The organism is Luteimonas sp. Soil_N_1 (assembly GCF_057656255.1).
Genome location: NZ_JBDGKS010000001.1, coordinates 1,119,202 through 1,145,906 on the forward strand (window position 1 = coordinate 1,119,202; position 26,705 = coordinate 1,145,906).

A 26,705-nucleotide genomic window follows, 5' to 3' on the forward strand; every position below is an offset into this window, starting at 1 on the left:
CCCGCCTTCCGCGTGTCGGGCGGGGGCGTTACAGGGCTGCGCCTATACTCGAAGCCAGCGGCATCGGCCGCCCGCACACAAGGATCGATCAATGGGAACCGGACTGTTTCTCGCCGTGGTACTGGCACTCGCCGGCGTCATCGTGCTGTTCAAGACCGTGCGCATGGTGCCGCAGGGATTCGAGTGGACCGTCGAGCGCTTCGGCAAGTACACGCATTCGATGGCGCCGGGCCTGCATTTCCTGATTCCCGTGGTCTACGGCGTCGGCCGCAAGATCAACATGATGGAACAGGTGCTGGACGTGCCCAGCCAGGAAGTCATCACCCGCGACAACGCGGTCGTGCGCGTCGACGGCGTCGTCTTCTTCCAGGTGCTGGACGCGGCCAAGGCGGCGTATGAAGTCTCGAATCTGGAGATCGCATCGATCGCGCTGGTGCAGACCAATATCCGCACCGTGATCGGTTCGATGGATCTCGACGAATCGCTGAGCAACCGCGAGCGCATCAATGCGCAGCTGCTCAACGTCGTCGACCACGCCACCAACCCCTGGGGCATCAAGGTCACGCGCATCGAGATCCGCGACATCCAGCCGCCGCGCGACCTCATCGATTCGATGGCCCGGCAGATGAAGGCCGAGCGCGAACGCCGCGCGGTGATCCTCGAGGCCGAGGGTCACAGGCAGTCGGAAATCCTGCGCGCGGAAGGCGACAAGCAGTCGTCGATCCTGCAGGCCGAGGGCAAGAAGGAAGCCGCGTTCCGCGAGGCCGAGGCGCGCGAGCGTCTGGCCGAGGCGGAAGCCAAGGCGACCGAAATGGTGTCCAACGCGATTGCGAACGGCGACGTGCAGGCGATCAACTACTTCGTCGCGCAGAAGTATGTCGAGGCGTTCAAGGAACTGGCGATGGCGCCGAACCAGAAGTTCGTGCTGATGCCGATGGAGACCAGCGGCCTGATCGGTTCGATCGCCGGCATCGGCGAACTCGCGCGCGAAGCGTTGTCGGGCAAGCCGGCGTCGCCCACGCCGCCGCCGGTCCAGCGTCCGCGCGCCGGAGCCTGAGCCATGGACTGGATGCGCTGGGATGTCGCGGGTTGGGGCGCGCTGGCCTTGCTGCTGATGGCGGCCGAGACGCTGGCGCCGGGTGCGTTCCTGTTGTGGATGGGCTTCGCCGCCGCGGCGGTGTTCCTGATCGCGCTGTTCGCTCCCGGACTGACGCTGCTGACCCAGGTCGCACTGTTCGTCGTGCTGAGTTTCTTGTCCGTGCTGGTCTACCAGAAGTTCTTCCGCAAGCGCGCCCGTCAGAGCGACCAGCCGCTGCTCAACCGCCGCGCGCAGCAGCACGTCGGTCGCGTGTTGCCGCTGGAGCAGGGCATCGTCGACGGCCGCGGCCGGATCAAGATCGGTGATGCGTTCTGGGTCGTCGAAGGTCCGGACCTCGTCGCCGGTACGCCGGTGCGCATCGTCGGCACCGACGGTGTGAACCTGCACGTCGAAGCGGCCTGAGCCTCGGTTGCCGGGGCGCAGCAGCGCCCCGTTCCGACCTGCGATAATCCCGGCTTTCCGCTTGCGAGCCGGCCAGATGACGCAGAAGACGATCCTCAACGATGCCCACCGTGCGCTCGGCGCACGCATGGTCGATTTCGGCGGCTGGGACATGCCGCTCAACTACGGCTCGCAGATCGAGGAACACCACCACGTCCGCCGCGACGCCGGCATGTTCGACGTCAGCCACATGACCGTCGTCGACCTGCGCGGTGCGGGCACGCGCGATTTCCTGCGCCGCCTCGTTGCCAACTCGATCGACAAGTTGAAGGTGCCGGGCAAGGCGCTCTACACCTGCATGCTCACGCTGGACGGCGGCATTGTCGACGACCTGATCGTCTACTTCATGGCCGACGACTGGTTCCGCCTGGTCGTCAATGCGGCGACGCGCGAGAAGGACCTGGCGTGGATCGCAGCGCAGGCCGCCGACTTCGATGTCGCCGTGACCGAGCGCCCCGAGCTGGCGATGATCGCCGTGCAGGGCCCGCAGGCGCGCGACACGGTCGCCGCGCTGCTCGGCGACGGCAACGGCAAGACCGTCGCCAAGCTCGGCCGCTTCGCCGCCGCCGCGCTCGAAGGCACCTCGTTCGGCGATCTGTTCGTCGCCCGTACCGGCTACACCGGCGAGGACGGTTTCGAGATCGTCGTCGGCGAGTCGCACGCGGTCGCCCTTTGGACTGCGCTTCACGAAGCAGGCGTCGCACCGGCCGGTCTCGGCGCGCGCGACACGCTGCGTCTGGAAGCCGGCCTCGCGCTCTACGGGCAGGACATGGACGAAACCGTGTCGCCGTTCGAAGCCGCGCTTGGCTGGACCGTCGTGCTCGACGAAGGCCGTGCGTTCAACGGCCGCGCACTGCTGGAGTCGCAGGCCGATGGCGCGCCGCGGCAGATGATCGGTCTGGTGATGGACGACAAGGGCGTGCTGCGTCACGGCCAGACGGTCGCGACCGCGAACGGCGCCGGCGAGATCCTGTCGGGCACGTTCTCGCCGACGATCGGCAAGGCGATCGCGTTCGCACGCGTGCCGGCCGGCGAGCCGGGCGAGGTCACCGTCGACATCCGCGGCCGTCAGGTCCCGGTGCGCGTGGTCAAGTTCCCGTTCGTCAAGAATAGCCAGCCCGCCGACGGCGTCTGATGCGCGCCGCTCGGCATCGTCGTTACACTAGCCACACCTTCCCGATCGAACGTTTCCCCCGGAGCCGACCATGAGCGAAATCCCTGGCGACCTGAAATTCCTGAAGTCCCACGAGTGGGTCCGTATCGAAGGTGACGGCAAGGTCACCATCGGCATCTCCGACCATGCCCAGGGCCTGCTCGGCGACCTGGTCTACGTCGAACTGCCCGCCGTCGGCGACGACATCCAGGCCGGTACCGGCGTGGCTGTGGTCGAGTCGGTCAAGGCGGCGTCCGATGTCTACGCGCCGGTCTCGGGCACGATCACCGCCGTCAACGAAGCGCTGGCCGACAAGCCGGAGACGATCAACGAAGACGCCTATGGCGAAGGCTGGTTGTTCGTCGTCGAGCTGAGCGAGCCGGAGCAGCTCAACGAACTGCTCGCGCCCGACGATTACGCCGAGCAGCTCGAGGGCGAAGAAGACTGACGTCTTCGCTCGAACGTCGTGCACATCGACCGGTGCGTTCCGAGAGGAGCGCGCCGGTTTTCGTTTCCGCCGTTCCGATCCGGCGACGTGACGGCGACGTCGTGCAGGATCGTCGTGGCATGACCGTCGATGTCCTTCGACGCACGACGCGAACAGCGGATGACGCGTTCGAAGGCCGCGCATTTTTCGCGCAAACCGATCCCGCAACCGCGCAAATGCATCGCAAGTGACGTCGCCCGATTTACGTTGCGGTCGGCTGGGTGATCGGTCTTTCACCATGCCGGACATGCAGCCGCGCGTTTGGCGCAACCGCGCGCCATCCACACGCGTCTTTCCCGTGATGCCTTTTTTTATGATGTTTTTCGAATGCGTTGTGCATGCGATGTTCGATGACACAGGTCCTGGCGCAGCGAGGACGTGGCATCGCGGCAGGACAGCGCCGCGCAGGTGCGACTGCAGGCACGCAAGAAAATAGCGACGACCTGTTGACAGTGGAAAAAACCGTGATTAGGTTCGCCGCAACACATGTCTGCAATGAAACGAGTGAGTCGAGCCACGACACCAGCGCGCAGCACAACTCGGAACTCCGCCAGGAACATCAACAGGTGGATGCGGGCATCGTCTCCACTGCGAAACCTCACCCCTTTTTTTCGACGTCCGCATCCGCTCCGGCGCATGTGGATGTCCGCTCCACCGGGCGACGTCGTGAAGTCGACGACCTCTCCGTTTTGAATCCGGTCCGATGCGCGGCGCGCGTCGGCGGTTGTGCGCGGGTCCAACTCCCGCGCGCCGTTTGAGAACTGGGCCGCTGTACCTGCAAGTCCACTGACGAGGAGAGCCATTCCATGGCCACGAAGAAAGCCGTAAAGAAAGCGCCTGCCAAGAAGGCGGCCAAGAAGACCGCGAAGAAATCCACCGCCAAGAAGGTGGTGAGCAAGGTCAAGAAGGCAGTCAAGAAAGTTGTGAAGAAGGTCGCGAAGGTCGCCAAGAAGAAGCCGGCGAAGAAGACCACCAAGAAGGTCGCCAAGAAGAAGGTAGCCGCCAAGAAGACCGCGAAGAAGGCGGTGAAGAAGGCTGCGAAGAAGACGACCAAGAAGGCCGCCACCAAGAAGGTCGCGAAGAAGTCTGCAGCGAAGAAGGCGACCAAGAAGACCGCCAAGAAGTCGACTGCGAAGAAGGCGACCAAGAAGGCCGCAACCAAGAAGACTGCGAAGAAGTCGACCGCCAAGAAGGCCACGAAGAAGGCCGCCACCAAGAAGGCTGCGACCAAGAAGTCGGCGACCAAGAAGGCTGCAACCAAGAAGGCTGCAACCAAGAAGGCTGCAACCAAGAAGCGGGCTCCGGCCAAGCGCGCGAAGAAGTCGGTGCTGCCGGAAATCCAGACGCCGCTGGTGAACTCGCTCTGACGTCACGCTGACGATCCGTCGTCGAAAGCTCTTCCTCCGCGTGCCCAGGCGGAGGAGGAGTTTTTTTTGGCCGACGCACACGCACGAAGATCGAGGCGCCGGCATTGCAGGGCGCACGATGCGCGTCACGCGGCGACGCCGCGGGTTGAAATCGACCCGGGGGTGACGTGAGAGGTGCGGCCAGCGTACCGGCAGCGCTTTGGCCTTATTCGGGGGTCGCGGCTGCGCGCTGGGTCGTGCTGCCGCTCGACTGTGTCGTCGGCGAGGTCCGCGCACGCTGTGCGTGCAGCGTCTCGAGATTCGGATCCACGTCGAGCCAGCGCTGGGGCGGCAGGCCAATCGCGCGGTCGAGGATGGTCGGCAACATGCCTGACGGCAGGCTGCTCTCGCTGTTCCACAGGACGACCATGCCGAAGTCGCGCCCGGGAATGAGCGCCATCAGGCCGCGATAGCCCTGCACGGCGCCACCGTGGAAGACGACGCGTTCGCCGGCGTAGTCGTAGACGCGCCAGCCCAGCCCATAGCCGGCGGCATCGAGCCGATCCCGGCGCCAAGACGAATTGCGCATCTCCGGCGGCGTGCCGACGATGGGCGCCTGCAGCGTTGCCAGCAACGGCGCCGGCAGTACATCGGGCCGATGCCCGGTCTGCGCGACGAGCCACTGCGCCATGTCGCTGATGCTGGCGTTGACACCGGCCGCCGGGGCGAGCCGGTAATAGGTCGGCTTGGGCATCAGCGACGTCCAGCCGCCACCAGCGCGGACGTGAGGCTTGGCCCAGCGCGTGCTCGCCTGGATGCCCTCGAGTCCATAGCTGGCATCGTTCATGCCCAGCGGCTTGAAGATCCGTCGCGACACCGCTTCGCTGTAGAACTGGCCCGAAGTCGCGAACACCACGTCACCGACCAGACTGAAGGCGACGTTCTGGTAGGCGTAGCAGTTGCCGGGCTGGCAGGTCATCGGCAGCGCCGACAGACGCTGCACGAGATCGTGATAGTCGGCGTTGCGCTCGATGTCGCGATCGTAGGCATTGCGGCCCAGGCCGACGCGATGGCTCAACACGTCGGCGACCGTGAGCTGCTGCGCTGCCGACGGATCGGAGAAGCGCAGCGAGGGCAGGTAGTCGACGACGTGGCTGTCCCAGCGCAATGCGCCCTCGGACACCAGCATGCCGGTGATCGTGCCGGCGAAGGATTTCGACAGCGACGCAAGACGGAACACCGTATGCGCATCCACCGGCTCGGCGGCCTTGACGTCGGTGATGCCGTAACCGCGTGCGCTGAGCACTTGGCCCTTGTGCACGATCGCCATCGCCAGGCCCGGTACGCGCTGGTTGGCGACGAGATCCTGCGCCATCGCTTCGAGCAGGGTGACGTCGAATGTCGATGCCAGCGGACTGGCGCGGCCGGGAACCATCGGCTGCGGCTTGACCGCATCCTCGCGGCTGACGACGGCGGGATGTTCGTCGAGCGGCACGATGGCCGTGATGTCTTCGTCGAGCTCGTTCTCGACTACATCGGCAGAGGTTGGCGCCTGCGCGGCGGAACCCAGTGCGGCAGGCAGCAGCAGGCCGATCAGGCCCAGCCGTGCGAGCGGCCGGCGTGCTGGATGTCGGCTTTTCATCGGTCGGCCCCCCTGCGTATGCTCTGGTGCTGCGGCGATGATAGCGCCTGTGTAATGGATTGCATGAACAAGGGGAAGTTTGATGGCTAGCGCATTGATCCTGCTGGTATTGCTCGTGGTGATTGCCGCGGCTCTGGCGCTGTGGGGCGTCGGTATCTACAACGGGCTGATCACCGCCCGCAACGCATACAAGAATGCGTTCGCCCAGATCGACGTGCAGCTGCAGCGTCGTTTCGACCTGATTCCGAATCTCGTCGAGACCGTGAAGGGCTATATGAGCCACGAGCGCGAGACGCTCGAAGCCGTCACCCAGGCGCGCAATCTGGCGCAGGCCGGCCTGTCGGCGGCCAAGGCCGATCCCGGCGATCCCGCGGCGATGGCGCAGCTCGCGCAGTCGCAGGGCATGCTCAATGGCGCGCTCGGTCGCCTGCTCGCCGTGTCGGAGGCCTATCCGGACCTCAAGGCCAGCCAGAACATGCTGCAGCTCACCGAGGAGCTGACCAGCACCGAGAACAAGGTCGCGTTCGCGCGCCAGGCCTACAACGATTCGGTGATGGCCTACAACAACAGGCGCGAGGTGTTTCCCTCGAGCGTCCTCGCCGGCATGTTCAATTTCAAGGCAGCGGCGCTGCTCGACATTCCGGCCGATCGCGCCGAAGTGCGTGAAGTGCCGAAGGTGACGTTCTGAGGTTGACCCGCCCGCTGTCACCGGTCGCCTCGCGATGAACTTCTTCGAGCGCCAGGCGCAGGCGCGGCGCAACAGCACGCGCCTGATCACGCTGTTCTCGCTCGCGGTGCTGGGCATCGTGCTGATGGTCGGTGTGCTGGTGCTGCTGGTCGTCGGGCCGCGTCCCGGGCCATTGCTTGCGGCCGCGGCGGCGACGCTCGCGGTGATCGGACTGGGTTCGCTGTTCCGCATTTCGTCCCTGCGCAGCGGTGGCGACACGGTGGCCCAGCAGCTCGGCGGCGTGCCGGTTTCGGAAGACACGCGCGATCCGCAACTGCGGCGGCTGCGCAACGTGGTCGAGGAGATGTCGATCGCGTCCGGCGTGCCGGTGCCGAAGATCTATGTGCTCGAACAGGAAGCCGGCATCAACGCGTTCGCGGCCGGCTATTCGACGTCGGATGCGGTCGTCGCGGTGACCCGTGGCGCGCTCGACCGGCTCAACCGCGACGAGCTGCAGGGTGTGGTCGCGCACGAATACAGCCACATCCTCAACGGCGACATGCGGCTCAACATCCGTTTGATCGGCGTGCTGTTCGGCATCCTGATGATCGGCATCATCGGCCGCAAGATCCTGATACACGGTCGTGGCTTCAGGAACAGCGCGACGATCGTGGTGGTCGTGGGCGCGCTTGCGGCCATGGCCGTCGGCAGCCTCGGCATGTTCTTCGGCCGCATGATCAAGGCCGGTGTCAGCCGCTCGCGCGAAGTGCTGGCCGATGCATCGGCAGTGCAGTTCACCCGGCAGACGACGGGCATCGCCGGTGCATTGAAGAAGATCGGCGGTCTCGACAGCGGCTCGCGTCTCGCGCACCGCGAGGATGCCGAGGAGGTCAGCCACATGCTGTTCGGCGACGGCGTGGGCCTGAGCGGACTGTTCGCCACGCACCCGCCACTGATCAAGCGCATCCAGGCGCTGGAGCCGGGCTTCCGTCCCGAGCAGCTGACGCGCCTGCAGCAGCAGTGGATGACGAATCCACCCGATGGTCTGCAGGAAGACGTGGCGCTGGGTCTGGTCGCACCGGGCGAGGCATTGCCGCAGAAAGATCGCGCGCTGGCGGTGACGCCGCCGATGGTCGCCGCGCAGGTCGCGCACCCCCACGACGACGATTACGCCCGCGCGCATGCGCTGGTCACGGCCATCAGCGACCCGCTGCATGATGTCGCCACCCATCGCGAGGCAGCGATGCCGCTCGTGCTCGCTCTGCTGTTCGACGACAGCGATGTCGTGCGTGGTCGACAGCACACCGAGATCGTCGCGCGCATGGGCGCGTCGGTGGCGACGGAAGCAGCGCATCTGCACGAAACCCATCTGTCGGACCTGCACCCGATGCTGCGCATGCCGCTGGCGGCGTTGGCGTTCCCGGTGTTGCGTCGGCGTCCGCGCCCGGAACTGGCGACGTTCCTCGACACCGTGCACGCGGTGGTGCACGCCGACCAGCAGGTATCGCTGTTCGAGTATTGCCTCGGCCGGTTGCTCGAAGTGCAACTGCGCGAAACGCTCGACCCGGGGCGCCACATCCGCTTCGGCCGGCGCAAGCCCGGCAACGTGAAGCAGGAATTCGCGACGCTGCTGGCCGTCGTCGCGCAGGCCGGCAATCCCGGCGACAAGGCTGCCGCACAGCGTGCGTATCTCGCCGGCATGCAACGCGTGCTGCCGCGCGATCACGTGCCGTACGCACCGCCTGCGGGCGGCGTGCAGGCGCTGGACGATGTGTGGGAACCACTCGACGCACTCGACCCGCTGGCCAAGCAGGTGATGGTCGAGGCGATCACCGCGGCGGTCAGTCACGACGGCCAGGTCAGCGTGGCGGAGTCCGAACTGCTGCGCACGATCTGCGGCGTGCTGCATTGCCCGCTGCCGCCGTCGCTGGAACAGCTGCCGCACTAATCCGCGGAAGCGTGTTCAGCCCGTGCGGATGATGTCCGCCGCGCGCTCGGCGATCATGATCACCGGCGCATTGGTGTTGCCGCCCGGCAGGCTCGGCATCACCGACGCATCGACGACACGCAGTCCGTTGACGCCGCGCACGCGCAGCTGCGGATCGACCACCGCGTCATCGGCGATGCCCATGCGGCAGGTGCCAACCGGGTGATAGACGGACTCCGCCTTCGCGCGGACGAATTCGGCCAGTTCGGCATCGCCCAGATCGTTGCGCGCGGGAAAGATCGGCGTACCGCGGATGCCATCGAACGCGGCCTGCGACAGGATCGTCCGCGAGATGCGCGCGCACTCGACCATCATCTTCAGATCGAAGCCGTCCGCATCACTGAGGTAGTTCGCCTCGATGCGTGGCTTGTCGCTGACGCGGTTGCTGACCAGCGTGACGCGGCCGCGACTGCGGGGGCGCAGGAAGCAGGCGTGCAGGGTGTAGCCGTCGCCGGCCAGACGGTTGCGGCCGTGATCGTCGAGCATGGCCGGCACGAAATGGAACTGGATGTCGGCGCGGTCGTCGGGTGCGAGCGGCGAGCGGTAGAAGCCCCCTGACTCGGCGAGATTGCTGGTGCCCGGGCCGCGACGGCCACGCACGAAGTAGTCCCACGCGATCGCGGCATCGCTGACGCGGTCGTAGGTGATGCGTTGCGTGGCGTGGAACAGCGTGCAGATGTCGAGATGGTCCTGCAGGTTGCCGCCGACGGCGGGTGCGTCGTGCACGACTTTGAGGCCCTGCCGGCGCAGATCGCGTGCCGGGCCGATACCGGACAGCATCAACAGTTGCGGCGTGTTGATCGCGCCGCCGCACAGCAGTACCTCGCGCGTTGCCGGCTGGTGGAACGCACCACGTGCGGTCGAATACACCACGCCGGTCGCGCGTCCATCTTCGAACGTCACGCGGCTGGCGATGGCGCCGGTCTGGATCGTCAGATTCGGTCGCGCGCGCGTGGCGCGATCGAGGTACGCCGTCGCCGCCGAACACCGTGCGCCATCGCGCTGGGTGACCTGGTACAAGCCGACGCCCTGTTGCTCTGGCCCATTGAAATCGTCGTTCGCGGGCAGCCCCGCCTGCTGCGCGGCCTCGATGAACATCCGCGACACCGGATTGACGTAGCGCAGATCGGACACCGTCAGCGGTCCATCGCCGCCATGCAGTGCATCGCCTCCGCGCGTGTTGCCCTCACTGCTGCGGAACCAGGGCAGCACGTCGTGCCATGACCAGCCCTGCGCGCCCTGCGCGGCCCAGTCGTCGTAGTCCCCCGGCACGCCGCGGGTGTAGCACATGGCGTTGATCGAACTGGACCCGCCGAGCACCTTACCGCGCGGCCACCACAGCGTCCGGTTGTCGAGTTGCGGTTCGGGCGCGGTGTCGTAGTCCCAGTTCACGCCCTTGCGGTTGACCAGCTTCGCCAGGCCTGCGGGCATGTGGATGAAGGGGTGCGCGTCGTTCGGCCCCGCTTCGAGCAACAGCACACGCACGTCGGGGTCGGCGCTGAGCCGGTGGGCGAGCACGCAGCCGGCAGAACCGGCGCCGACGATGATGTAGTCGTAGACAGGAGCAGGGCGGGGAGGCATCGCGGCACGGCAGGTCAGGGGACTGGAGCATATGCTCCTCGCAAAGCACTGTACCGGTGATGTGCTGGTCGCCGTCATGGTGTTGCGTTAACGTGCCGCGTCCGCCAGGAGCCCGCCATGCGTCCCCCCGTCATGACGCCGCCACGCCCGCGGCTGCGCGCCGCGCTGGCGGAGTCGCCGCCGCTGTGGTGGGCGCTGCTGTATTTCTTCTGCCTGCTGTGCGGCTACTATGTGCTGCGCCCGGTGCGCGATGCGATGGGCGCATCGTCTGACGCTTCCGCGGTGTTTCCGTCTTTCCTGCTGGACTGGGCCGCGACGCGCGGCATCGCGCTGGGGGACTTCACCCTGCAGGTGCTCTTCAGCGCCACATTCGTCGTCATGCTGCTGTTGCAGCCGCTCTACGGCGCGCTGGTGTCGCGCTTCCCGCGCCGGGTGTTCCTGCCGGTGGTGTACCTGATCTTCATCGTCTGTCTGCTCGGTTTCCGCTGGGCCTTCGACACGGATCTCCAGGGCCGCGGCGCGCTGTTCTTCATCTGGATCGCGGTCTTCAATCTGTTCGCGGTGACGGTGTTCTGGAGCTTCATGGCCGACGTGTTCGATAACGAACACGCCAAGCGCTACTACGGCTACATCGGTGCGGGCGGCACGATAGGCGCCTTCGTCGGGCCGTTCATCACGACGATGCTGGTCGGTCGGATCGGCGTGGCGAACCTCACGCTGGTGTCGGTCGGTTTCTTGTGTGTGTGCCTGCTGTGCATCCTCAAGCTGCGCAGCTGGGCGCGGCGCAACGAGGCGACGCGCGCCGAGCAGGGCGAGCAGGCGATCGGCGGTTCGATCTGGGCCGGCTTGAAACTCATTGCCGCCGATCCGCTGCTGCGCGGCCTCGCGCTGCTGATGTTCTTCGGCGTCGGCGTGGGCACGCTGCTCTACAACGAACAGGCCGCGATCGTGCGGCGCCTGTATCCCACCGCCGAGGCGGCGACGCGTTACTACTCGATCATCGACTGGGCCGTCGCCAGCCTGACGATCCTGGTGCAGCTGCTGCTGACGCGCTGGCTGCTGCGGCGCTACGGCGTAGCGCCCCTGCTGCTGCTGCCGGCGGTGGCGATCCTGATCGGATTCGCGCTGCTGTCGGCCTCGCCGCTGCCGCTGCTGATTGCGACCGTGCAGGTGATGACCCGCGCCAGCGAGTTCTCCTTGGCCAAGCCGGCGCGAGAGACGCTCTACACCCGGGTAAGCCGCGAATCGCGCTACAAGGCCAAGGCGGTCATCGACACCGCCGTGTATCGCGGCGGCGACGTGACCTTCGTCTGGGTGCACAAGGCGCTGTCGGTGCTGGGGTCGCAGCTGGTGTTCGTGGCCGGCATCGGCATCGCGCTGGGCATGACCTTCGGCGCATGGCGGGTGATCCGCGCCGAGCGCAGGCTGCCGGAACAGCCGGTACCTGCCCGGCCTCCGGAGCACACCCATGGCAAGCCGTCGTGAGTTCCTCGCCCACAGCCTGACCGCCGCGACGTTCGCCGCGCTGCCGGCCGCCGTCTTCGCCTCGACCGGGCGCGCCGCGCGTCCGCTCAAACTCCTGATCCTCGGCGGCACGGGCTTCCTCGGCCCGCACTTCGTCGAACGCGCGCACGCACGTGGCCACACGCTGACCCTGTTCAACCGCGGCCGCAGCAACCCGACGCGCTTCGACGGCACACCGCTCGCCGGTATCGAACAACTGCGCGGCGATCGCAAGGACGATCTCGCCGCGCTCGAAGGCGACCGCCGCTGGGACGCGGTGCTCGACACCTCGGCGTACTTCCCCGACGACGTCGCGCGCAGCGCGGCGCTGCTGGCCGGGCGCGTCGGTCACTACCAGATCATCTCGTCGATTTCGGTCTACGCCCGCAACGACATCGCCAATGACGAGGACAGCGCGCTGGCGACGCTGGGCGATCCGTCCACCCGCACGATCACCGGCGAGACCTACGGCGGGCTCAAGGCCGCCTGCGAGCGCGCCGCGCAAGGCGCATTGCCCGGCCGCACATCAGTGGTGCGGCCCGGGTTGATCATCGGGCCCGGCGATCCGACCGACCGCTTCACGTACTGGCCCGCACGCGCCGATCGCGGCGGCGAGATCGCAGCCCCCGGTGCGCCAGACAATCCGACCCAGTGCATCGATGTGCGTGACCTCGCGGCATTCCTGCTGCAGCTGATCGAACAGGACACGACTGGCGTGTTCAACGCCGACGCGGCGCCCGGCACGCTTGATATGGGGCGTCTGCTCGACAGCTGCCTGCGGCAGGCGAAGGCGGCCGGCGGTGCGTCGGATGCAAGGCTGACGTGGTTGCCCGCGGATTTTCTCGAGGCGCAGGGCGTGAACGCGTGGTCCGACATGCCGGTCTGGATCGCGCCGGTGGGCGAGTATGCCGGCTTCGGACGGACACGCGTCGATCGTGCGATCGCGGCCGGGCTCACCCATCGCCCGATCGACGACACGGTGCGCGACACGCTGGTCTGGTGGCGCGCGCAGCCGGCCGAGCGCCGCGCTGCACTCAAGTCGGGACTGACGCCGCAACGTGAGGCCGAGGTGCTGGCGACGTGGCACGCGCGGAACGCCTGACCGGGCGCCTCCCACATACGCGTGATGGATGTTGGCAACGAGTCGTCCTTCGCGCGCTCAGCGCAGCGCGGCCACCGTGAACAGCACCGCGCCGATCAGGAATGCCGCGCTCAACGCATGCACCAGCAGGTGCTGCAGGCGCAGCCAACTGCAGCGCCAATCTCAGCCACCAGAAGCCGGCCATGCCGGCGAGCACCGCACGCCCGAGCGGGGTGTTATCCAGGTCGCCGGGCATCACGAAGCAGAGCAGGGCGACCGCGCCGAATACCCACACCAGCTGTGCGTTCGCGATCTGCACGATCGCGCGATTGGGGCGCGTCGTCGTCTGCAGCGTGCGTGGCCAATCGAACAGCCGCCAGAAGCCGAGATGGAACAGTGCAAAGGCTGCGCTGTGCAGACCGCAAAGGAGAACCAACCAGTCGGGTGCGGCCCGCATCTGCGCGTGCTCAACCGCTGCGAGTGGCGCGCGGTGAGACCCACATCGCGATCTGCGCGCGGAACACCGCATCGCCAGCCGGATCGCGGATCACCACGTCGACCGGCAAGGCATAGCCCGAGTCGGACTCGACAGGCTGGATCGCAGGCGTCGCCGTGGCGGTCATCGTGCCGACGGCCTTCTTCAGATATTCGACGGTCATGCCCCTGGGAATCCAGCGCATCGACACAGGAATGCTGACGTCGGTCGTCAGGCCGCCGATCAGTTCGGCGAGGTTGCACAGCGCGATCGCATGCACGGTGCCGATGTGGTTGGTGACCGCCCGACGATGGCGCATCGTCGCCTCGCCCTGGCCGATGCGTAGTGCAGTGATGCGTGGCGCGATGCTGGCGAAGTAGGGCGCCTTGCGGCACACGAGGAAGCCGAACAGCCAGGTACCGCCCGGCCAGCGGATGAGGCGATTGCGCAGCGTCAGCAGTGGGGCGGTCATCGCGTGCTCCGAAGACATGGTGAAAACCGGAATGCCGGATACGACAACGGCGGGACTGGCCCGCCGTTGCCGGTGTCACGTCACGTGTGTCGCTCAGGCTGCTTCGCGCGACGCGCTCGACGGCTGCGTCGGCGCGCGATAGCCCGCCGAACGCAGTTCCTCGGTATCGAAGTCATCGACGGTGATCGCATCCAGCGTGAGTTCGCGAAGCTCCACCAGCAGCGTGCGCTCCTCGGCGGTGATGTGACCTTCGCTCACGGCTTCGTCCAACTGCGCGCCGTAGTCCAGCGCCTCGATGCCCTTGCTCTTCATCGCCTTGAGGAACTTGCGCTCGACCGGCTCGGCTGCGATTGCCTTGGCCAGATAGCTGTCGATACGGCCGCCCGGATTGTTCTCGCAGGGCGTCATGAACACACCCTCGGCCAGACGCGAGCGCGCTTCGTTCGGCGCCATCAGCAGCGCGGCAACGCGACGCGACAGGCGATCGCCCGGTGCCTCGGCACGACGGCCCCACGGGAAGATCAGCAGCCACATCAGCCAGCCGACCGGACGGATCGGGAAGTTGCGCAGCGCAGCCGACAGTGCGAGTTCAATCTTGTGCACGCTGTCGTGGAAGGCCCACGCCAGCAGCGGCTGGTCGGCCTGCGGCGCGCCTTCGTCGTGATAGCGCTTGAGCATCGCGCTGGTCATGTAGACATGGCTGAGCACGTCGCCGAGGCGGCCCGAAAGCGATTCCTTGAACTTCAGCTTGCCGCCGAGCGTCAGCATCGACACGTCGGCCATCAGTGCGAGATTCGCGGAGTAGCGATCCAGCTTCCGGAAGTAACGGCGCGTGTAGTCGTCACCAGGTGCCGCACCGATCTTTGCGCCGGTCAGGCCGAACCAGAACGAACGCACGGCGTTGGAGATCGCGAAGCCGATGTGGCCGAACAGGTTGCGGTCGAATTCCTCGAGACCGCGCTGCGCGTCCGGGTCCTGCGCCGCCTTCATTTCCTTCATGACCCACGGATGGCACAGGATGGCGCCCTGGCCGAAGATCAGGAGACTGCGCGTCATGATGTTCGCGCCCTCGACGGTGATGCCGATCGGCGCGGCCTGCCAGCTGCGGCCGACGAAGTTCTTCGGGCCCAGGATGATGCCCTTGCCGCCGACGACATCCATGACATCGCTGACGACTTCGCGACCCATCGAGGTGCAGTGGTATTTCGCGATCGCCGACGGCACCGACGGCACGTCGCCGCGATCGACCGCAGCCGCTGTCGCCTGCGACAACGCACTGATCGCATAGGCCTTGCCGCCGATGCGCGCCAGCGCTTCCTCGACGCCCTCGAAGCGACCAACCGACAGGCCGAACTGCTTGCGGATGCGCGCATACGCACCGGTCACGACCGCGCCTGCCTTCGCACCGCCCGAAGCGGTGGACGGCAGCGTGATCGAGCGGCCGACGGCGAGACACTCGTTGAGCATGTTCCAGCCCTTGCCCGCCATGTCGGCGCCGCCGATCAGCTGGCTCAGCGGAATGAAGACATCCTCGCCGTGGATCGGGCCGTTCTGGAAGGGCGAGTTGAGCGGGAAATGGCGACGACCGATTTCCACACCCGCCGTCTCACGCGGCACCAGCGCCAGGGTGATGCCGATATCGTTGGTGTCGCCGATCAGGCCGTCCGGGTCGTACATGCGGAACGCAAGGCCGATCAGCGTCGCGACGGGCGCCAGCGTGATGTAGCGCTTGTCGAAGGTCAGGCGCACACCGAGTACGTTTGCGCCGTTCCAGTCACCCTTGCAGACGATGCCGTAGTCCGGAATCGAGGTGGCATCCGATCCAGCGAACGGGCCGGTCAGGCCGAAGCAGGGCACTTCCTCACCCACTGCGAGTCGGGGCAGGTAGTAGTCCTTCTGCTCTTTCGTGCCGTAGTGGTTGAGCAGCTCGCCGGGGCCGAGCGAGTTCGGCACGCCGACCGTCGAACTGACCACGCTCGACATCGATGCCAGCTTCTGGATCACCTTGTGGTGCGCCAGCGCCGAGAACCCGAGGCCACCATATGCCTTGGGAATGATCATGCCGAAGAACTTGTTGGCCTTGATGTAGTCCCACAGCTCCGGCGGCAGATCGGCGTGGACGTGGGTGATCTCCCAGTCGTTGATCATGCTGCAGAGCTCTTCGACCGGCCCGTCGAGAAATGCCTGCTCCTCGGCGGTGAGCTGCGGCTTGGGATAGTCGAGCAGCTTCTGCCAGTCGGGATCGCCGGTGAACAGTTCACCTTCGAAACCGACCGAACCGGTTTCCAGCGCGATGCGCTCGGTCTGCGACAGCGGCGGCAGCACCTTGCGGAAGAATTTCAGCAACGGCGTGGTGATCAGCGATTTGCGCACCGATGGGATCAGCAGCGGCACTGCGATCGCGGCGACCAGCAGCGCGGCGATGACGGTGGCGACGCCATTGGCGCCGAGCAGCCAGCACGCGAGCAGCACAGTGACCGTGATCGCCGCCCAGTAGACGAGACGAAGACGGTGGTAGGCGGCGAAGGCACCCACCAGCAGGAAGGCGAGAAAGGGGATCGCGACGCTCATCATCAACTCCGGCAAACGCATTACAGAGGACGGGGCCGGCGCTGGGCCGGCTGCACGGGCGGATCCCGATGCTGACCGTACGGTCGAGTATGGTGACGGTTTTCGATGGTGTCAATGCTGCCAGCCGGCCTGTGTCCGGCATGTCGATACTGTTGCGGATGGATGCGTATGGATAGACTGTCGCAATGAGCAGACCTGCCCCGAAATCCGCGGTGCCCGCCCAGTCGGGCGACGCTTCGCCCGCCGAACGTCCAAGCCGTCTGAGCGCCGATGACTGGGCCCAGGCCGCGCTCGACCTGATCGCTGAAACCGGCGTGCAGGCCGTCGCGGTCGAGCCGTTGGCGCGCCGTCTCGGCGTGACCAAGGGCAGTTTCTACTGGCATTTCCCGTCGCGTGATGCGCTGCTGCAGGCCGCGCTCGAGCGGTGGGAAAACGTCGAGCAGGAAGCGCTGTTCGGTGCGCTCGAAAAAGTGCCCGACGCCCGTGAGCGTCTGCGCGCGCTGTTCCACATGGTCGCGCGCGAGTACAAATCGCACGTGATCTACAGCGCGCTGCTCAAGGCACAGGATCATCCCATCGTGCACCCGGTGATCGAACGCGTCTCCAAGCGCCGCCTCGACTATCTGACCGCCTCGTTCCGCCAGGCCGGCCTCGGCCGCGAAGACGCGCAGCATCGTGCGCGCCTCACGTACGCGGCCTACGTCGGCTTCCTGCAGCTCAACCTGCAGCTGCACCAGGCACGCATGCAGCAGGATGAGTTCGACGCGTACGTCGAGCATCTGGCGCAGACGCTGGTTCCTGCCTGATAGGCGCGCACCCGCGAGGCGCGACAGAGGATGGACCTGCAAATTCGTTTTTGTGCCAGCGCGGCCCGGCGGCGGGGGCTAGAGCCTGCAGATGATTGACCAGCCGAGCAGCCGACTCGTGTCGCGAAGTTCGTCGCACGAGATGATTTCCAGTCCCACGCGAGCGAGCGCATCACGCAGATGACCGCATGTCACCTCGTCGAGCGCACTCGCGACGAGTTCGCTGGATCGGAGCTGCGCATCGCGGATGCCGTCGCGATAGGCGTCGAGTTGCGTCTGCGCGGCTGCGGCGTTCCCTGATGCGAGAGTTTCACCGATCAGCCGTCCGCACACCGCCCGGCCCTCGAGCAGAGCATCCGGTGTCGCCAGAGTCGACGCCACATCGGCGAGATCGTGCAGTGCGCTGTTGTAGGCGCGACGTGCTTCGTTTCCAGCGGCGGGCATGTCGGATGCGGTTTTGACCATGGCCGCGAAGGGAAGCACCTCGTGTGCCCGATCAAGGAGATGCGCATCGGCGAGAAGCCAGTCATAGGCTGTTACATCGTCCCTTGCGACTTCGCAGAGGGCGGAACGCGCGTGATGGAGGACCATGGCCGCAATCGCGCCAGGCGCCATGACACGACGTAGCTCGGGAATCGACAGGTCTAGATCGGTGTACTCAAAGCCGTATTGGCTCGACACGAACTCGAAGCGGCCGGACTCGAACGGCAAGACTTCGGCAGTCGTCCCGGAATGGAAGATCAGCGTTCCAGGCAGCGACGATGACAGTGTGGGAGGCGAGATACGCGCGCAGTCGATTGCATCGATCCGAGTGCCTTCTGCGACAAACATATCCGCAAACATGACGGGAAGCGCGCCATTGCCGGTCGCGATATCCAGGATGCGTGTGGCAGAGGGTGCCAGCCCGACAGCGCGCTCCCAGAAACCAGCGATGGCACCGCTGTATCCGGCGTCGAACGACCCCTCGAGAGTGTGCGCGAATCCATGTGCCCAGTATCTGGACCATGCAGCGCGCCTGCGTGCGGTTTCGTCCTGTTTCATCTGCCAAGTATGCGGTGCTTCTGCGTTCGATCGAACTATCATGGTTGTCGACGGGACTAGGGTGGCAACGTATGCAGGCAGGTAGCCGATCAATCGCGAACGCGTATGACGAAGTTCCATACCATTCGATAGCCCTGCCGCAGACGTCGCCGGAGCGGCTCGCTTCCCTTGCGACCCTGTGGGGGCTGGAGCCGCGTTCGCCGAGCGACTGTCGTGTTCTCGAGATCGGTTGTGCAAGCGGCGGCAACCTGATCCCGCTGGCTTGTCGAAATCGCGGATCACACTACGTCGGGATCGATATCTCCCCCGCTCAGATTCGTGCCGGTCAGGCTTGCGTCGAGGCGCTAGGCCTGCGGAACATCGCTCTCGACGTACGGGATGTCGCCGACTGCGACGATCTTGGCGACTTCGATTACGTCATATGCCATGGTGTTTACAGCTGGGTGCCCGAACACGTGCGGTCAGCGATCCTTTCGCTTTGCGCACGGTCACTGACGCCTGACGGCCTGGCTTATATCAGCTACAACACCTATCCGGGGTGGAAATTCCAAGAAGTCGTCCGTGACGCGATGATGTACTGGGCCGATGGGGCGAAGACGCCTGCTGAACGGCTTGCACGGGGCAAAGGAATCGTGGACTTTCTCTCGGGCGCGGCGGCCGAAGACTCTCTTCTGCAAAGGGTGATGCATGAGCAGGCTGGTGGCTGGGGCGATGCGCGCCACGATTACCTTCTGCACGAGTATCTCGAAGAGCATAACGCGCCCTGCTACTTCTCCGCCTTCGTGGAGCGCGCGGAAGCAAGCGGTCTGGCCTACGTCGGCGATGCAATTCCCGCCACCATGTCGTCAGCCGGACAGAGGCCGGAGGTCGTGAAGGCCTTGCGTGCCGAATGCGGTAGCGACCGGCTGCGTTTCGAGCAGGCCCTGGATTTCGTAGTCGGGCGAAAGTTCCGGCAATCCGTTCTCACGCGTGGGGTTGATCGTTCCGGGATCTCGATATCGGCTTCCGCGGATCGACTCCAGCGGCTGCACTTCGGCGCACCGATCCGAGCTGTGGGGCAGATGGGCTCTGCGACGCGTGGAGATGCGCGCGAGTACGAGAGTCTGGCTGGGCGGCGTTTCACTCTTTTTTCTCCGGTCGCAAAAGCTGCTGCAGATGCGATCGGCCAGGCATGGCCCGGCACCCGGGACTGGAATGCACTCGTCGGCGCGGGGGACGGGCATTGGGACGAGGCCTTCAGAGTCCGCGAGCTCACTACGTTCCTGTCATTTGCCGTCGAGTGTGATCTTGTCAGGACACGCGTGTCAGGCATCGATGTCCCCGATGGCGGGGGAGCGCCCGTCGCGCAACGCGAGGTGCGGGACATGGTGGCATTCGTCGCCCGCGACGCGTCGCCCGTGATCGCGAATGCGTGGCACGACCCGGTGCCCTTGGACGAGGTGGAGTTGCTCCTGCTGCCGCTCCTTGATGGTACGCGTGCAGAATCCGCTCTCGTCCAGGTCATTCTCGACGCAGTCGCCGACGGCAGGCTGCGGGTCTCGGACCGGGGGCGGACGCTGGCCGGTCTCGAACTCGACGAAGTTGCGATCAGACTCGTACAGAACGCTGTGGCGACATTGCGAACAAAGCTTCTGGTGAGCTGAGAGCGGTCCCAGTCGTCCAGTTCTGCAAGGGGTCTAACGCACCCGCAGCTGGCACCACGCTCCATTTCGTAGGAAAAAAAGAGGGGCGCTTGCGCGCCCCTCCTTCTCAAGCATTGTCGATCCGATCAGAACTTCTGCTCGTAGCGGACGTACGGCGAGCGGCCGTAGGCGTCGTAGAGGCTGAAGTTGAAGGGGCGACCGTCGAACGCGATCAGCTGGGGGAACTTGTCTCCGACATTATTCACGCCCAGCGTCACTTTCCCGTTCCAGGGTGCGTTGTAGGACAGCTGGAGGTCATGGGTCGTGTACGAGGATGTGTAACTGGCGTCCGATCCATGGTCGCCGATATGGCGGATGTTGTAGCCGAAGCCCACATCACCAAAACTCCACTCGTTCTGCAGAGTCGCACGGATCTGCGGGAAGCCCTGGATCTTCACCTGATCCTCGCCACCGTCAATGGTGTATTCGTTGACGTACGTGACCTGCAGCTGGTTGCGGAGCGCGCCCCAGCTGTCGAAAGCGAAGTTGGTGCGGAGGGTGAGATCCACGCCGTCCGTCTTGACTTCACCCTGGTTGAAGTAGCAGTTGTGGATTTCCGACAGGGGATTGCCCAGCGCGGTGGTGATGTTCGGGTTGCGCAGGAGGCTGCAGGGTGCGCCCGGAACCGGCGTCGGGTCATCGCCGATATCGATGTCGATCAGCTTCTGCGAGCTGAAGAACGCGATGCGGTCTTCAATCTTGATGTTGTAGTAGTCGGCCGTGATGCTCAGCCAGTCGGCCGCGTCCCACACCACGCCGAACTGGTACTGCGTCGACTCTTCCGCACCCAGGCCTTCCGCCCGCTCACGGTACGAATCGACCTGGATGCCGCCCAGGCCACCTGTTGCGGCGCAGTACGCGGCAGCATCGGCATACTGCTTGCCGGCACCGACCTTGCTCGGGTTGATGTCGCCATTGAGGAGACACGTAGCCGGATCGAAGACGGTATCAGCCGAGAACGCTGTGGCCTGCGAGATAACATCCAGCGTCGGGGCGACGAAGCCCTGCCCGACCGACGCACGCAGTGTCAGCGCGTCAAACGGCTGGAAACGTACGGAAAGCTTCGGTGCGAAGTTCGTGCCGAAGTCCGAATAATCCTCGTAGCGACCCGCGAGATTGGCTTCGAACATCGATGTGATCGGAAACAGCCATTCGAAATAAGCTGCGCCGACGCGACGGCTATCGCCTGCCGAAGCGCCCGAGCTGCCGAGTACCACGCCGGCAGCGGACAGAGAATCGTAGATGTCTGCGAAGTCTTCTTCGCGATACTCGGTGCCGAGTACCAGGGCAGAGGAGCCGCCGCCCATTTCGAAGAGGTCGTTGAACGTGACGCTCGCGTAGGCTTCCTTCGTGGTGAACTCGCTGTCGCGGCTGATGGTCGCCTTGATCGAGTTCAGCACTTCGGCCGGCGTGCTTGCCGGATTGTAGATGTTGTAGCGACCGTCCTCGATGGCCTGCTCGGCCAACGACTGGACGATGTAGTTCCGGCCCAGCTCGAGGAACTTGTAGGTGTTGTAGCGCACACCTGCGGTTACATCGATCGAGTCACCTACCGTGCCGTTGACGCCCAGGTTGATGTCGTAGACGTTCGCGTCGGTGTTGTTGTCACGGTTACCCGCAGCAGCGAAGCGGTGATAGAGATATGTGATGTCGCCGGGGGACGGATTCGCCGCACTGTCCGGGGAAATCGTCACCAGGCCCGGTGTCGGCGCGTAACGGCCGAACGACTTGGTGTTCGACACGCTCGTGCGGAGATAGATCGACCAGTCGTCGTTGATATCGAATTCGCCGTTGGCGAAGAACGACTTCTGCGTGATGCTCGCTTCGTCGGCGGCAACAGCGTTGAAGTTGTAGCTGCAGCGACCGTCGGACTGGGTGCCGGTGCCGCTGAGGATGTAGAAGTTCGGGTCGGTACAGCCACCCGGAACAGGCGAGACGATGTCACCGCTCGGACGACCACTGGTGATCGCACCGGTGTCGGGATCAACCGATACGTAGTTGTTTCCGTAGACGCTGACGCCGAGACGCTGTCCCCAGGGACGCTGGTTCGTATAGATCATCGCGCGACGGTTCGTTGAAACACCCGCGATGACGCGGCCGCGCTCACCGGTGACGCCGACGACGGCCGAACCCTCATCGGTCTCGCCGACGGTGGGGAACGACTTGCCGATCATCACGGACGCGCCGTTGAAGTCTTTGCGGGTGATGATGTTGATCACGCCGCCTACAGCGTCGGCGCCATAGATCGCGGATGCGCCATCGGTCAGGATTTCGATGCGCTCGACGGCGGCAAGCGGGATGACGTTGAGATCCTGGGAGTCGGCGGCGAACGGCGACTTCGGTGCACGGTGTCCATCGATCAGCACCAGAGTGCGCTGAGAGCCAAGGCCGCGGAGATCCGCGAACGCACCTGCCTGTGCAGAGCTGCCCGACTGGGGACGGAACTGACCCGTTGAGCTGAAGTTGGTCGAGCGCAGATAGTCGGAGACGGACGTCTCGCCGCTGGCATCGATCTGGGCACGGCTGATGACCGCAACGGGCACAGACCCTTCGATGTCTGCGCGGCGGATGCGCGAGCCGGTCACTTCGACCCGGTCAAGCGTCGTCGCGTCAGTGGAGCTCGATCCTTCGTTGGTGGTTTCCTGTGCAACAGCGGAGCCGAGGCCGACCAGAGTGGTCGCACCTGCAACGAGCGCGAAATTGATCGCGTCTCGCAGTTTGCTTGTCTTCAACATCTCTCTCTCCAAGAAAGGGCAGGACACGTCTTGCACCTGTAGGGGGCCGCAAACGGAAAGTGAAAGGCCAGAACCTGCAAGGTGATCCGATGTTAGCTGTGGTAGAGAAAGAATTAAAGAGCTGTTAAGAAACAGAACTGCTTATTTCTTATTCATGTTTGTGAAAGAGTTCTGCATAGTTGCGCCATCTTCCCACTGATCCTTGATGGATGGGCTGTCTGACCTGCCAGCGACTTGGAGTCGCGATTGGACGATCGCTACCCGCGTAGTCTTCTTGCCCGTCATCCGGCGCAAGCCCTGCTTCGACCAGAAGCCGGGATGAAGCGCGGGGCGGATCTTTCACAAGCTCCTCGTACACGGAGGGATAGATGTGCAAGCGCGTGGTGTCGATCCAGTGTTGCATCAGATCAGCCTGGATACGCCCGTACGCTATGACGTCTTCTATACGGGTTGCGAATGTGGATTCGATGGCGAAATTCTCACCGAAGATCGATAGCGCGACATCTCGCAGGTCGCGTTGACACCACACGATAGTGCTGCCTGGAAACAGGCGGTCGATCAGCCACAGGTGCAGGAAGTTCAGGGGCGCCTTGTCGATCAGGGTCCGGGTGTCGCTGGGCGCACCTCGACCGGCTGCAGTCAGCCAGCGCGCCTGCGCTTCACCCAGCCAGCCCGGGTCGAGCAATCTGTCTGGCGCTGATCGGACTTCCCGAGCCAGAAGACCGATCTCCGTGAGCTCTCCGGCCCCATGGACACCCCTTCGCGAGGCAAGGATCTGCTCGGTGAGTGTCGTACCGCTGCGCGGCATGCCGACTACAAAAATCGGGTGAGCCGCTGGAGTTGCGGCTGCGCGACTTGATGGCGGTGGTAAGGACGCATGGAGGCTCTTGACCTCCAAGACGTATCTCTCAAACGCGTGATGCGAATAGGGTGGCGCGTAGGAGCGTCTGGCGTCATTGGCCACGATCCACGCATCCGCTGCTTCGACATGCCGCGCCTTCATGTCCAGCACTTTTCCAAGAGCGTAGCCGAGCATCGCCTTCTCTTGCGCTGAACTCGTCTCGCCGAACACATGCGAGCGTGCCTCGGTGATGGATGCCTCGTCGGTCTCTCCGCGATCGACCGAAAGCAGGCCCGCAAGCGGAAAGGGCCAGCCGGGCTTGAGTTCAAGTGCGCGGATATAGGCTTCACGCGCATCAATGCGTCGGCCGAGGTCCTCCGAGATTTCTCCGATCGCCACCCACAGGTCAGGTGAATCCGGGAGGAAGCGGACGCCCTCTTCAAGCAGCGATTTGGCATCATCGAAGCGCCCCATGCGAGACATGGATTCCGCAGCCCGAAGCCGATAGTTGACGTCGCGCGGATTTCGCATCAGCAGGCTGGTATAGAGCGGGAGCGCATCCTCTGCGGATCCCCAACGGAACAGAGCGTCTGCCAGAGGCGCCGTAATCCGGCTGTCTGCGGGTCGCATTATCGACGCGTGCTCCAGTGCCTTGATCGCGGGAGCACTCAGGCCGAGTCGCGAAGCGGTCATGCCGGTCAGCAGCCATCCCTCTGCATTTCCGGGGTCCGATTCGGTAACCGCCTGAAAGTGGGGGAGCGCATCGCCGAGACGCCCCGAAGAAGCGATGACCTGCCCGAGCGCCAATCTGATGTCCATCGCGCCGGGACTGATCCGGAGGGCGTCCCTCAAATGGCTTTCAGCCTTGCTCAAGTCTCCGGCAGCAGCGCATCCGCGGGCCTGTCCCAGAAGAATCCGGGCTTGGTTCTGTGCAGGTTGCAACATGTTTTCCAGTCGGCGATCGCGGTGGTGCTCACGCTATCGGCTGATGTCGGCTGCGACAACCATGCATTTGCGACCTGCAGCTTCTGATCGAACCCGCTGCTCGTTCTGACGGTCGATGTAGAAGATGAAGTGCTTGGACACCGAAATTTCTGCGGCCGAGCGAGGGCCGACTATTGCCTCAGATAAAGCGGTATGCAGGACTGTCAAGGTAATTGGAGATACCCGGCAACCTTCATCCCTCGATCGCTCAAAGGTCCTGCTGGTACCGGATGTACGGCACCGCGCCCTCGTCTTCCGCACTCTCGGTCATTTTCGAGAACGGATTCCTGCCGCGGGTGATGACGTTGTCGGCACCTACGGTCAGCTGCCCACTCCAGGGCGTACGCCAGCTCACGCCCACGCCGACGCCTTCCCACTTCGGCAGGCCGGGGGTGTCGACGACCTGGCCGACGATGTTGGCGCTGAAACGGCCGATGCCGCCGCCGACGGACACGCTGCGGCTGGACCAGTGATCCGAAAGATTGGCTGGCGCTGCGGATGTCGGAATCAGGGTCGCCTTGGCCAGTGTGCCGGCCAGTGAGACGTAAGCGTCATCACCGATATTGCGCTGGGCGAAGACGGTGAGGTCGTGGACGTCGACTGCGCCCGCCGACCCGGCCCGGGAGGGGCTCAGCCAGGCGGGAAGCGTCTCGCGACCTTCCCCGACAGTCAGGCCGACGCCGCCGGCCGGACGGCTGAAGGCTGCGCTGGCGGTCGCACGGCGGTCGCCGGGCACGGCATCGCCCACCGTGGCCAACTGGCAGTTGCGGGCCAGGCTGCTGACCGCACCGGTGAAGCTGCTGCCGGGGCTGCACAACAGGGCAAGTGAACTGCCGGCATCGAGGCCGAACGCGGCATCGAACTGGCTCCCGCCTGCGCGCCAGCTTCGGCTGGCGGGATTGGTGCTGGCAGGTTCGAGTACGAGGAACGCTTCGACCTTTCCGGAGGTGTCGAGTACAGGCAGGACCGTCTGGCCACGCTTCTCTTGCGCAGCCACACCCGAGGCCGCCGCGAGGGCGATTCCGAGGGCTACAACGAGGCGCGTGACGGGCAGATGCATGGCCTTGTGACCCGGTCTGAACCGGAAAGTTCCCCAATCGTTCGATCCAAGACTCTATGGCATTTATGTTTATTTAACAATCAAGGGAGTGTGACGGCGGCCACTATTGCAGACGTTCCGATGCCACGATGTCCGTGCTCGGCGCTTCGACAAGATCTTCGATCTGCGCGGCCGTGAACCGGTAGTGCTGTCCACAGAACTCGCAGATCACGAGCGCCTCGTCGTCGACTACTGCAGCGCGGGCCTCGTCCGCCCCCAGGGAGGTCAGCATGTCTTCGACCCGGGCCCTGGAGCAGGAGCAGCCGAAGGTCAGCGGACGTGTCCCCAGCAGTTGCGGTGCATCATCGGGAAACAGGCGCGACAGGAGCGTTTCGACGGGCCATCGGAGCAGTTCGGACGTCGTGAGCGTGTCAAACAGCACGCTGGCGCGATTCCAGCCGTCTTCGTCTCCACCGTCGCCGGGAAGCTTCTGCAGCATCAGGCCGGCGGCCTCGTTGCCGTCTACCGTCAGCAGAACGCGGGTGGGCAACTGCTCGGACTGCCGGAAATAGTCCTCGAACGCGCCCGAGAGGGACTCTGCAGTCAGGCCGACCAGTCCCTGGTAGCGGTTCGGTTCGCGGTTCGCGGAGGGATTCTCGATCGTGATCGCCAGCAACGCCTCGTCGCCGAGGGCGCGCAGGTCGCGGGAGACATCGGCGCCGTTACCGTCGAAGCGTGCGATGCCCCGAATGGTTCCAGCCGCGGTGCACTCGGCGAACAGGGTACGCAGCGGCCCGGGCGCGCGCAGTTGCACGGACAGACGACCGTCGACCTTGGCATGGCCGGTGAACAGGGCGGATGCGACGCAGGCTTCGCCCAGCATCTCGTCGATAGCCAGCGGATACGGACCATTCGCCTGCACGGACTGCCATGCCTCGCGGAGGTGGACACGCACGCCGCGCACGCCGGCAGTCTGCAAGAGGAAACGGGACAGGCAGTCGCTGTCGGGTGGGGTATCGGTCATGTCGGCTCGCAGGAATTTCGATTGGCGGTATCCGGGGCGACCGATAGA

Annotated in this window: 21 protein-coding genes; 12 read left to right on the forward strand and 9 right to left on the reverse strand. The window is 65.0% G+C overall.

Annotated features, from left to right (window positions below; genetic code table 11):
* Positions 1-91: 91 nt before the first annotated feature.
* The 6 genes from AC3A4E_RS05080 to AC3A4E_RS05105 all read left to right on the forward strand — a co-directional run bounded on the left by AC3A4E_RS05080 (position 92) and on the right by AC3A4E_RS05105 (position 4,547).
* Positions 92-1,057, forward strand: coding sequence for an SPFH domain-containing protein (locus tag AC3A4E_RS05080; RefSeq protein WP_232137136.1), 966 nt, complete (start codon positions 92-94; stop codon positions 1,055-1,057).
* A gap of 12 nt (positions 1,058-1,069) precedes the next feature.
* Positions 1,070-1,501: an NfeD family protein gene (locus tag AC3A4E_RS05085; RefSeq protein ID WP_487632021.1), complete on the forward strand. Its 432-nt coding sequence runs from the start codon at positions 1,070-1,072 to the stop codon at positions 1,499-1,501.
* A gap of 76 nt (positions 1,502-1,577) precedes the next feature.
* Complete coding sequence (gene gcvT, locus AC3A4E_RS05090) at positions 1,578-2,675, forward strand: glycine cleavage system aminomethyltransferase GcvT (protein ID WP_487630458.1); 1,098 nt, start codon at positions 1,578-1,580, stop codon at positions 2,673-2,675.
* Positions 2,676-2,745: 70 nt separating this feature from the next.
* The gene (gene gcvH / locus AC3A4E_RS05095) at positions 2,746-3,141 is read left to right on the forward strand and encodes a glycine cleavage system protein GcvH (protein WP_487630459.1); all 396 of its coding nucleotides are present in this window, start codon (positions 2,746-2,748) and stop codon (positions 3,139-3,141) included.
* Between the two features lie 389 nt (positions 3,142-3,530).
* Complete coding sequence (locus AC3A4E_RS05100) at positions 3,531-3,938, forward strand: hypothetical protein (RefSeq protein ID WP_487630460.1); 408 nt, start codon at positions 3,531-3,533, stop codon at positions 3,936-3,938.
* A 48-nt stretch (positions 3,939-3,986) separates the two neighbouring features.
* Positions 3,987-4,547, forward strand: a complete 561-nt coding sequence (locus AC3A4E_RS05105) for a hypothetical protein (protein ID WP_487630461.1) — start codon at positions 3,987-3,989, stop codon at positions 4,545-4,547.
* Between the two features lie 205 nt (positions 4,548-4,752).
* On the opposite strand, the gene AC3A4E_RS05110 is transcribed toward AC3A4E_RS05105, so the two are convergent.
* Entirely contained in the window at positions 4,753-6,168 is a 1,416-nt protein-coding gene (locus tag AC3A4E_RS05110; RefSeq protein ID WP_487630462.1) for a serine hydrolase domain-containing protein, read from the reverse strand.
* An 82-nt stretch (positions 6,169-6,250) separates the two neighbouring features.
* On the opposite strand from AC3A4E_RS05110, the gene AC3A4E_RS05115 reads away from it, so the two are divergent.
* On the forward strand, positions 6,251-6,856 hold the full coding sequence (locus AC3A4E_RS05115; protein WP_487630463.1) for a LemA family protein: 606 nt from the start codon (positions 6,251-6,253) through the stop codon (positions 6,854-6,856).
* 34 nt (positions 6,857-6,890) lie between these two features.
* Positions 6,891-8,783 (forward strand): M48 family metallopeptidase, encoded by a 1,893-nt coding sequence (locus AC3A4E_RS05120; RefSeq protein WP_487630464.1) that lies wholly within the window; start codon positions 6,891-6,893, stop codon positions 8,781-8,783.
* Between the two features lie 15 nt (positions 8,784-8,798).
* Here AC3A4E_RS05120 and AC3A4E_RS05125 read toward each other — a convergent pair whose 3' ends face one another.
* Positions 8,799-10,403 carry a GMC family oxidoreductase gene (locus AC3A4E_RS05125; protein WP_487630465.1) on the reverse strand — a complete coding sequence of 535 codons (1,605 nt, stop codon included), beginning with the start codon at positions 10,401-10,403 and terminating at the stop codon, positions 8,799-8,801.
* 117 nt (positions 10,404-10,520) lie between these two features.
* On the opposite strand from AC3A4E_RS05125, the gene AC3A4E_RS05130 reads away from it, so the two are divergent.
* Both AC3A4E_RS05130 and AC3A4E_RS05135 read left to right on the forward strand, forming a co-directional pair.
* Positions 10,521-11,888, forward strand: a complete 1,368-nt coding sequence (locus AC3A4E_RS05130; RefSeq protein WP_487630466.1) for an NTP/NDP exchange transporter — start codon at positions 10,521-10,523, stop codon at positions 11,886-11,888.
* On the forward strand, positions 11,872-13,008 hold the full coding sequence (locus AC3A4E_RS05135) for an NAD-dependent epimerase/dehydratase family protein (protein WP_487630467.1): 1,137 nt from the start codon (positions 11,872-11,874) through the stop codon (positions 13,006-13,008). The genes AC3A4E_RS05130 and AC3A4E_RS05135 overlap by 17 nt, the downstream gene beginning before the upstream one ends.
* Before the next feature lie 446 nt (positions 13,009-13,454).
* Here AC3A4E_RS05135 and AC3A4E_RS05140 read toward each other — a convergent pair whose 3' ends face one another.
* Both AC3A4E_RS05140 and AC3A4E_RS05145 read right to left on the reverse strand, forming a co-directional pair.
* Positions 13,455-13,934, reverse strand: a complete 480-nt coding sequence (locus tag AC3A4E_RS05140) for a hotdog fold domain-containing protein (RefSeq protein ID WP_487630468.1) — start codon at positions 13,932-13,934, stop codon at positions 13,455-13,457.
* A 93-nt stretch (positions 13,935-14,027) separates the two neighbouring features.
* Positions 14,028-16,505: an acyl-CoA dehydrogenase gene (locus AC3A4E_RS05145; protein ID WP_487630469.1), complete on the reverse strand. Its 2,478-nt coding sequence runs from the start codon at positions 16,503-16,505 to the stop codon at positions 14,028-14,030.
* 185 nt (positions 16,506-16,690) lie between these two features.
* Between AC3A4E_RS05145 and AC3A4E_RS05150 the strand changes: the two genes are divergently transcribed.
* A complete protein-coding gene (locus tag AC3A4E_RS05150; RefSeq protein WP_487630470.1) occupies positions 16,691-17,311 on the forward strand; it encodes a TetR/AcrR family transcriptional regulator in 621 nt (206 codons plus the stop codon).
* A 78-nt stretch (positions 17,312-17,389) separates the two neighbouring features.
* Here the strand turns inward: AC3A4E_RS05150 and AC3A4E_RS05155 are convergent, their stop codons facing one another.
* Entirely contained in the window at positions 17,390-18,352 is a 963-nt protein-coding gene (locus AC3A4E_RS05155) for a class I SAM-dependent methyltransferase (protein ID WP_487630471.1), read from the reverse strand.
* A 71-nt stretch (positions 18,353-18,423) separates the two neighbouring features.
* Between AC3A4E_RS05155 and AC3A4E_RS05160 the strand changes: the two genes are divergently transcribed.
* Positions 18,424-19,995: a methyltransferase regulatory domain-containing protein gene (locus AC3A4E_RS05160; RefSeq protein ID WP_487630472.1), complete on the forward strand. Its 1,572-nt coding sequence runs from the start codon at positions 18,424-18,426 to the stop codon at positions 19,993-19,995.
* Positions 19,996-20,120: 125 nt separating this feature from the next.
* Here the strand turns inward: AC3A4E_RS05160 and AC3A4E_RS05165 are convergent, their stop codons facing one another.
* The 4 genes from AC3A4E_RS05165 to hslO all read right to left on the reverse strand — a co-directional run bounded on the left by AC3A4E_RS05165 (position 20,121) and on the right by hslO (position 26,657).
* The gene (locus AC3A4E_RS05165; RefSeq protein ID WP_487630473.1) at positions 20,121-22,766 is read right to left on the reverse strand and encodes a TonB-dependent receptor plug domain-containing protein; all 2,646 of its coding nucleotides are present in this window, start codon (positions 22,764-22,766) and stop codon (positions 20,121-20,123) included.
* A 151-nt stretch (positions 22,767-22,917) separates the two neighbouring features.
* Positions 22,918-24,555: a tetratricopeptide repeat-containing sulfotransferase family protein gene (locus tag AC3A4E_RS05170; RefSeq protein WP_487630474.1), complete on the reverse strand. Its 1,638-nt coding sequence runs from the start codon at positions 24,553-24,555 to the stop codon at positions 22,918-22,920.
* A gap of 247 nt (positions 24,556-24,802) precedes the next feature.
* Positions 24,803-25,654 carry an XOO1806 family protein gene (locus AC3A4E_RS05175; protein ID WP_487630475.1) on the reverse strand — a complete coding sequence of 284 codons (852 nt, stop codon included), beginning with the start codon at positions 25,652-25,654 and terminating at the stop codon, positions 24,803-24,805.
* Between the two features lie 103 nt (positions 25,655-25,757).
* Entirely contained in the window at positions 25,758-26,657 is a 900-nt protein-coding gene (gene hslO, locus AC3A4E_RS05180; RefSeq protein ID WP_487632022.1) for an Hsp33 family molecular chaperone HslO, read from the reverse strand.
* Positions 26,658-26,705: the final 48 nt, after the last annotated feature.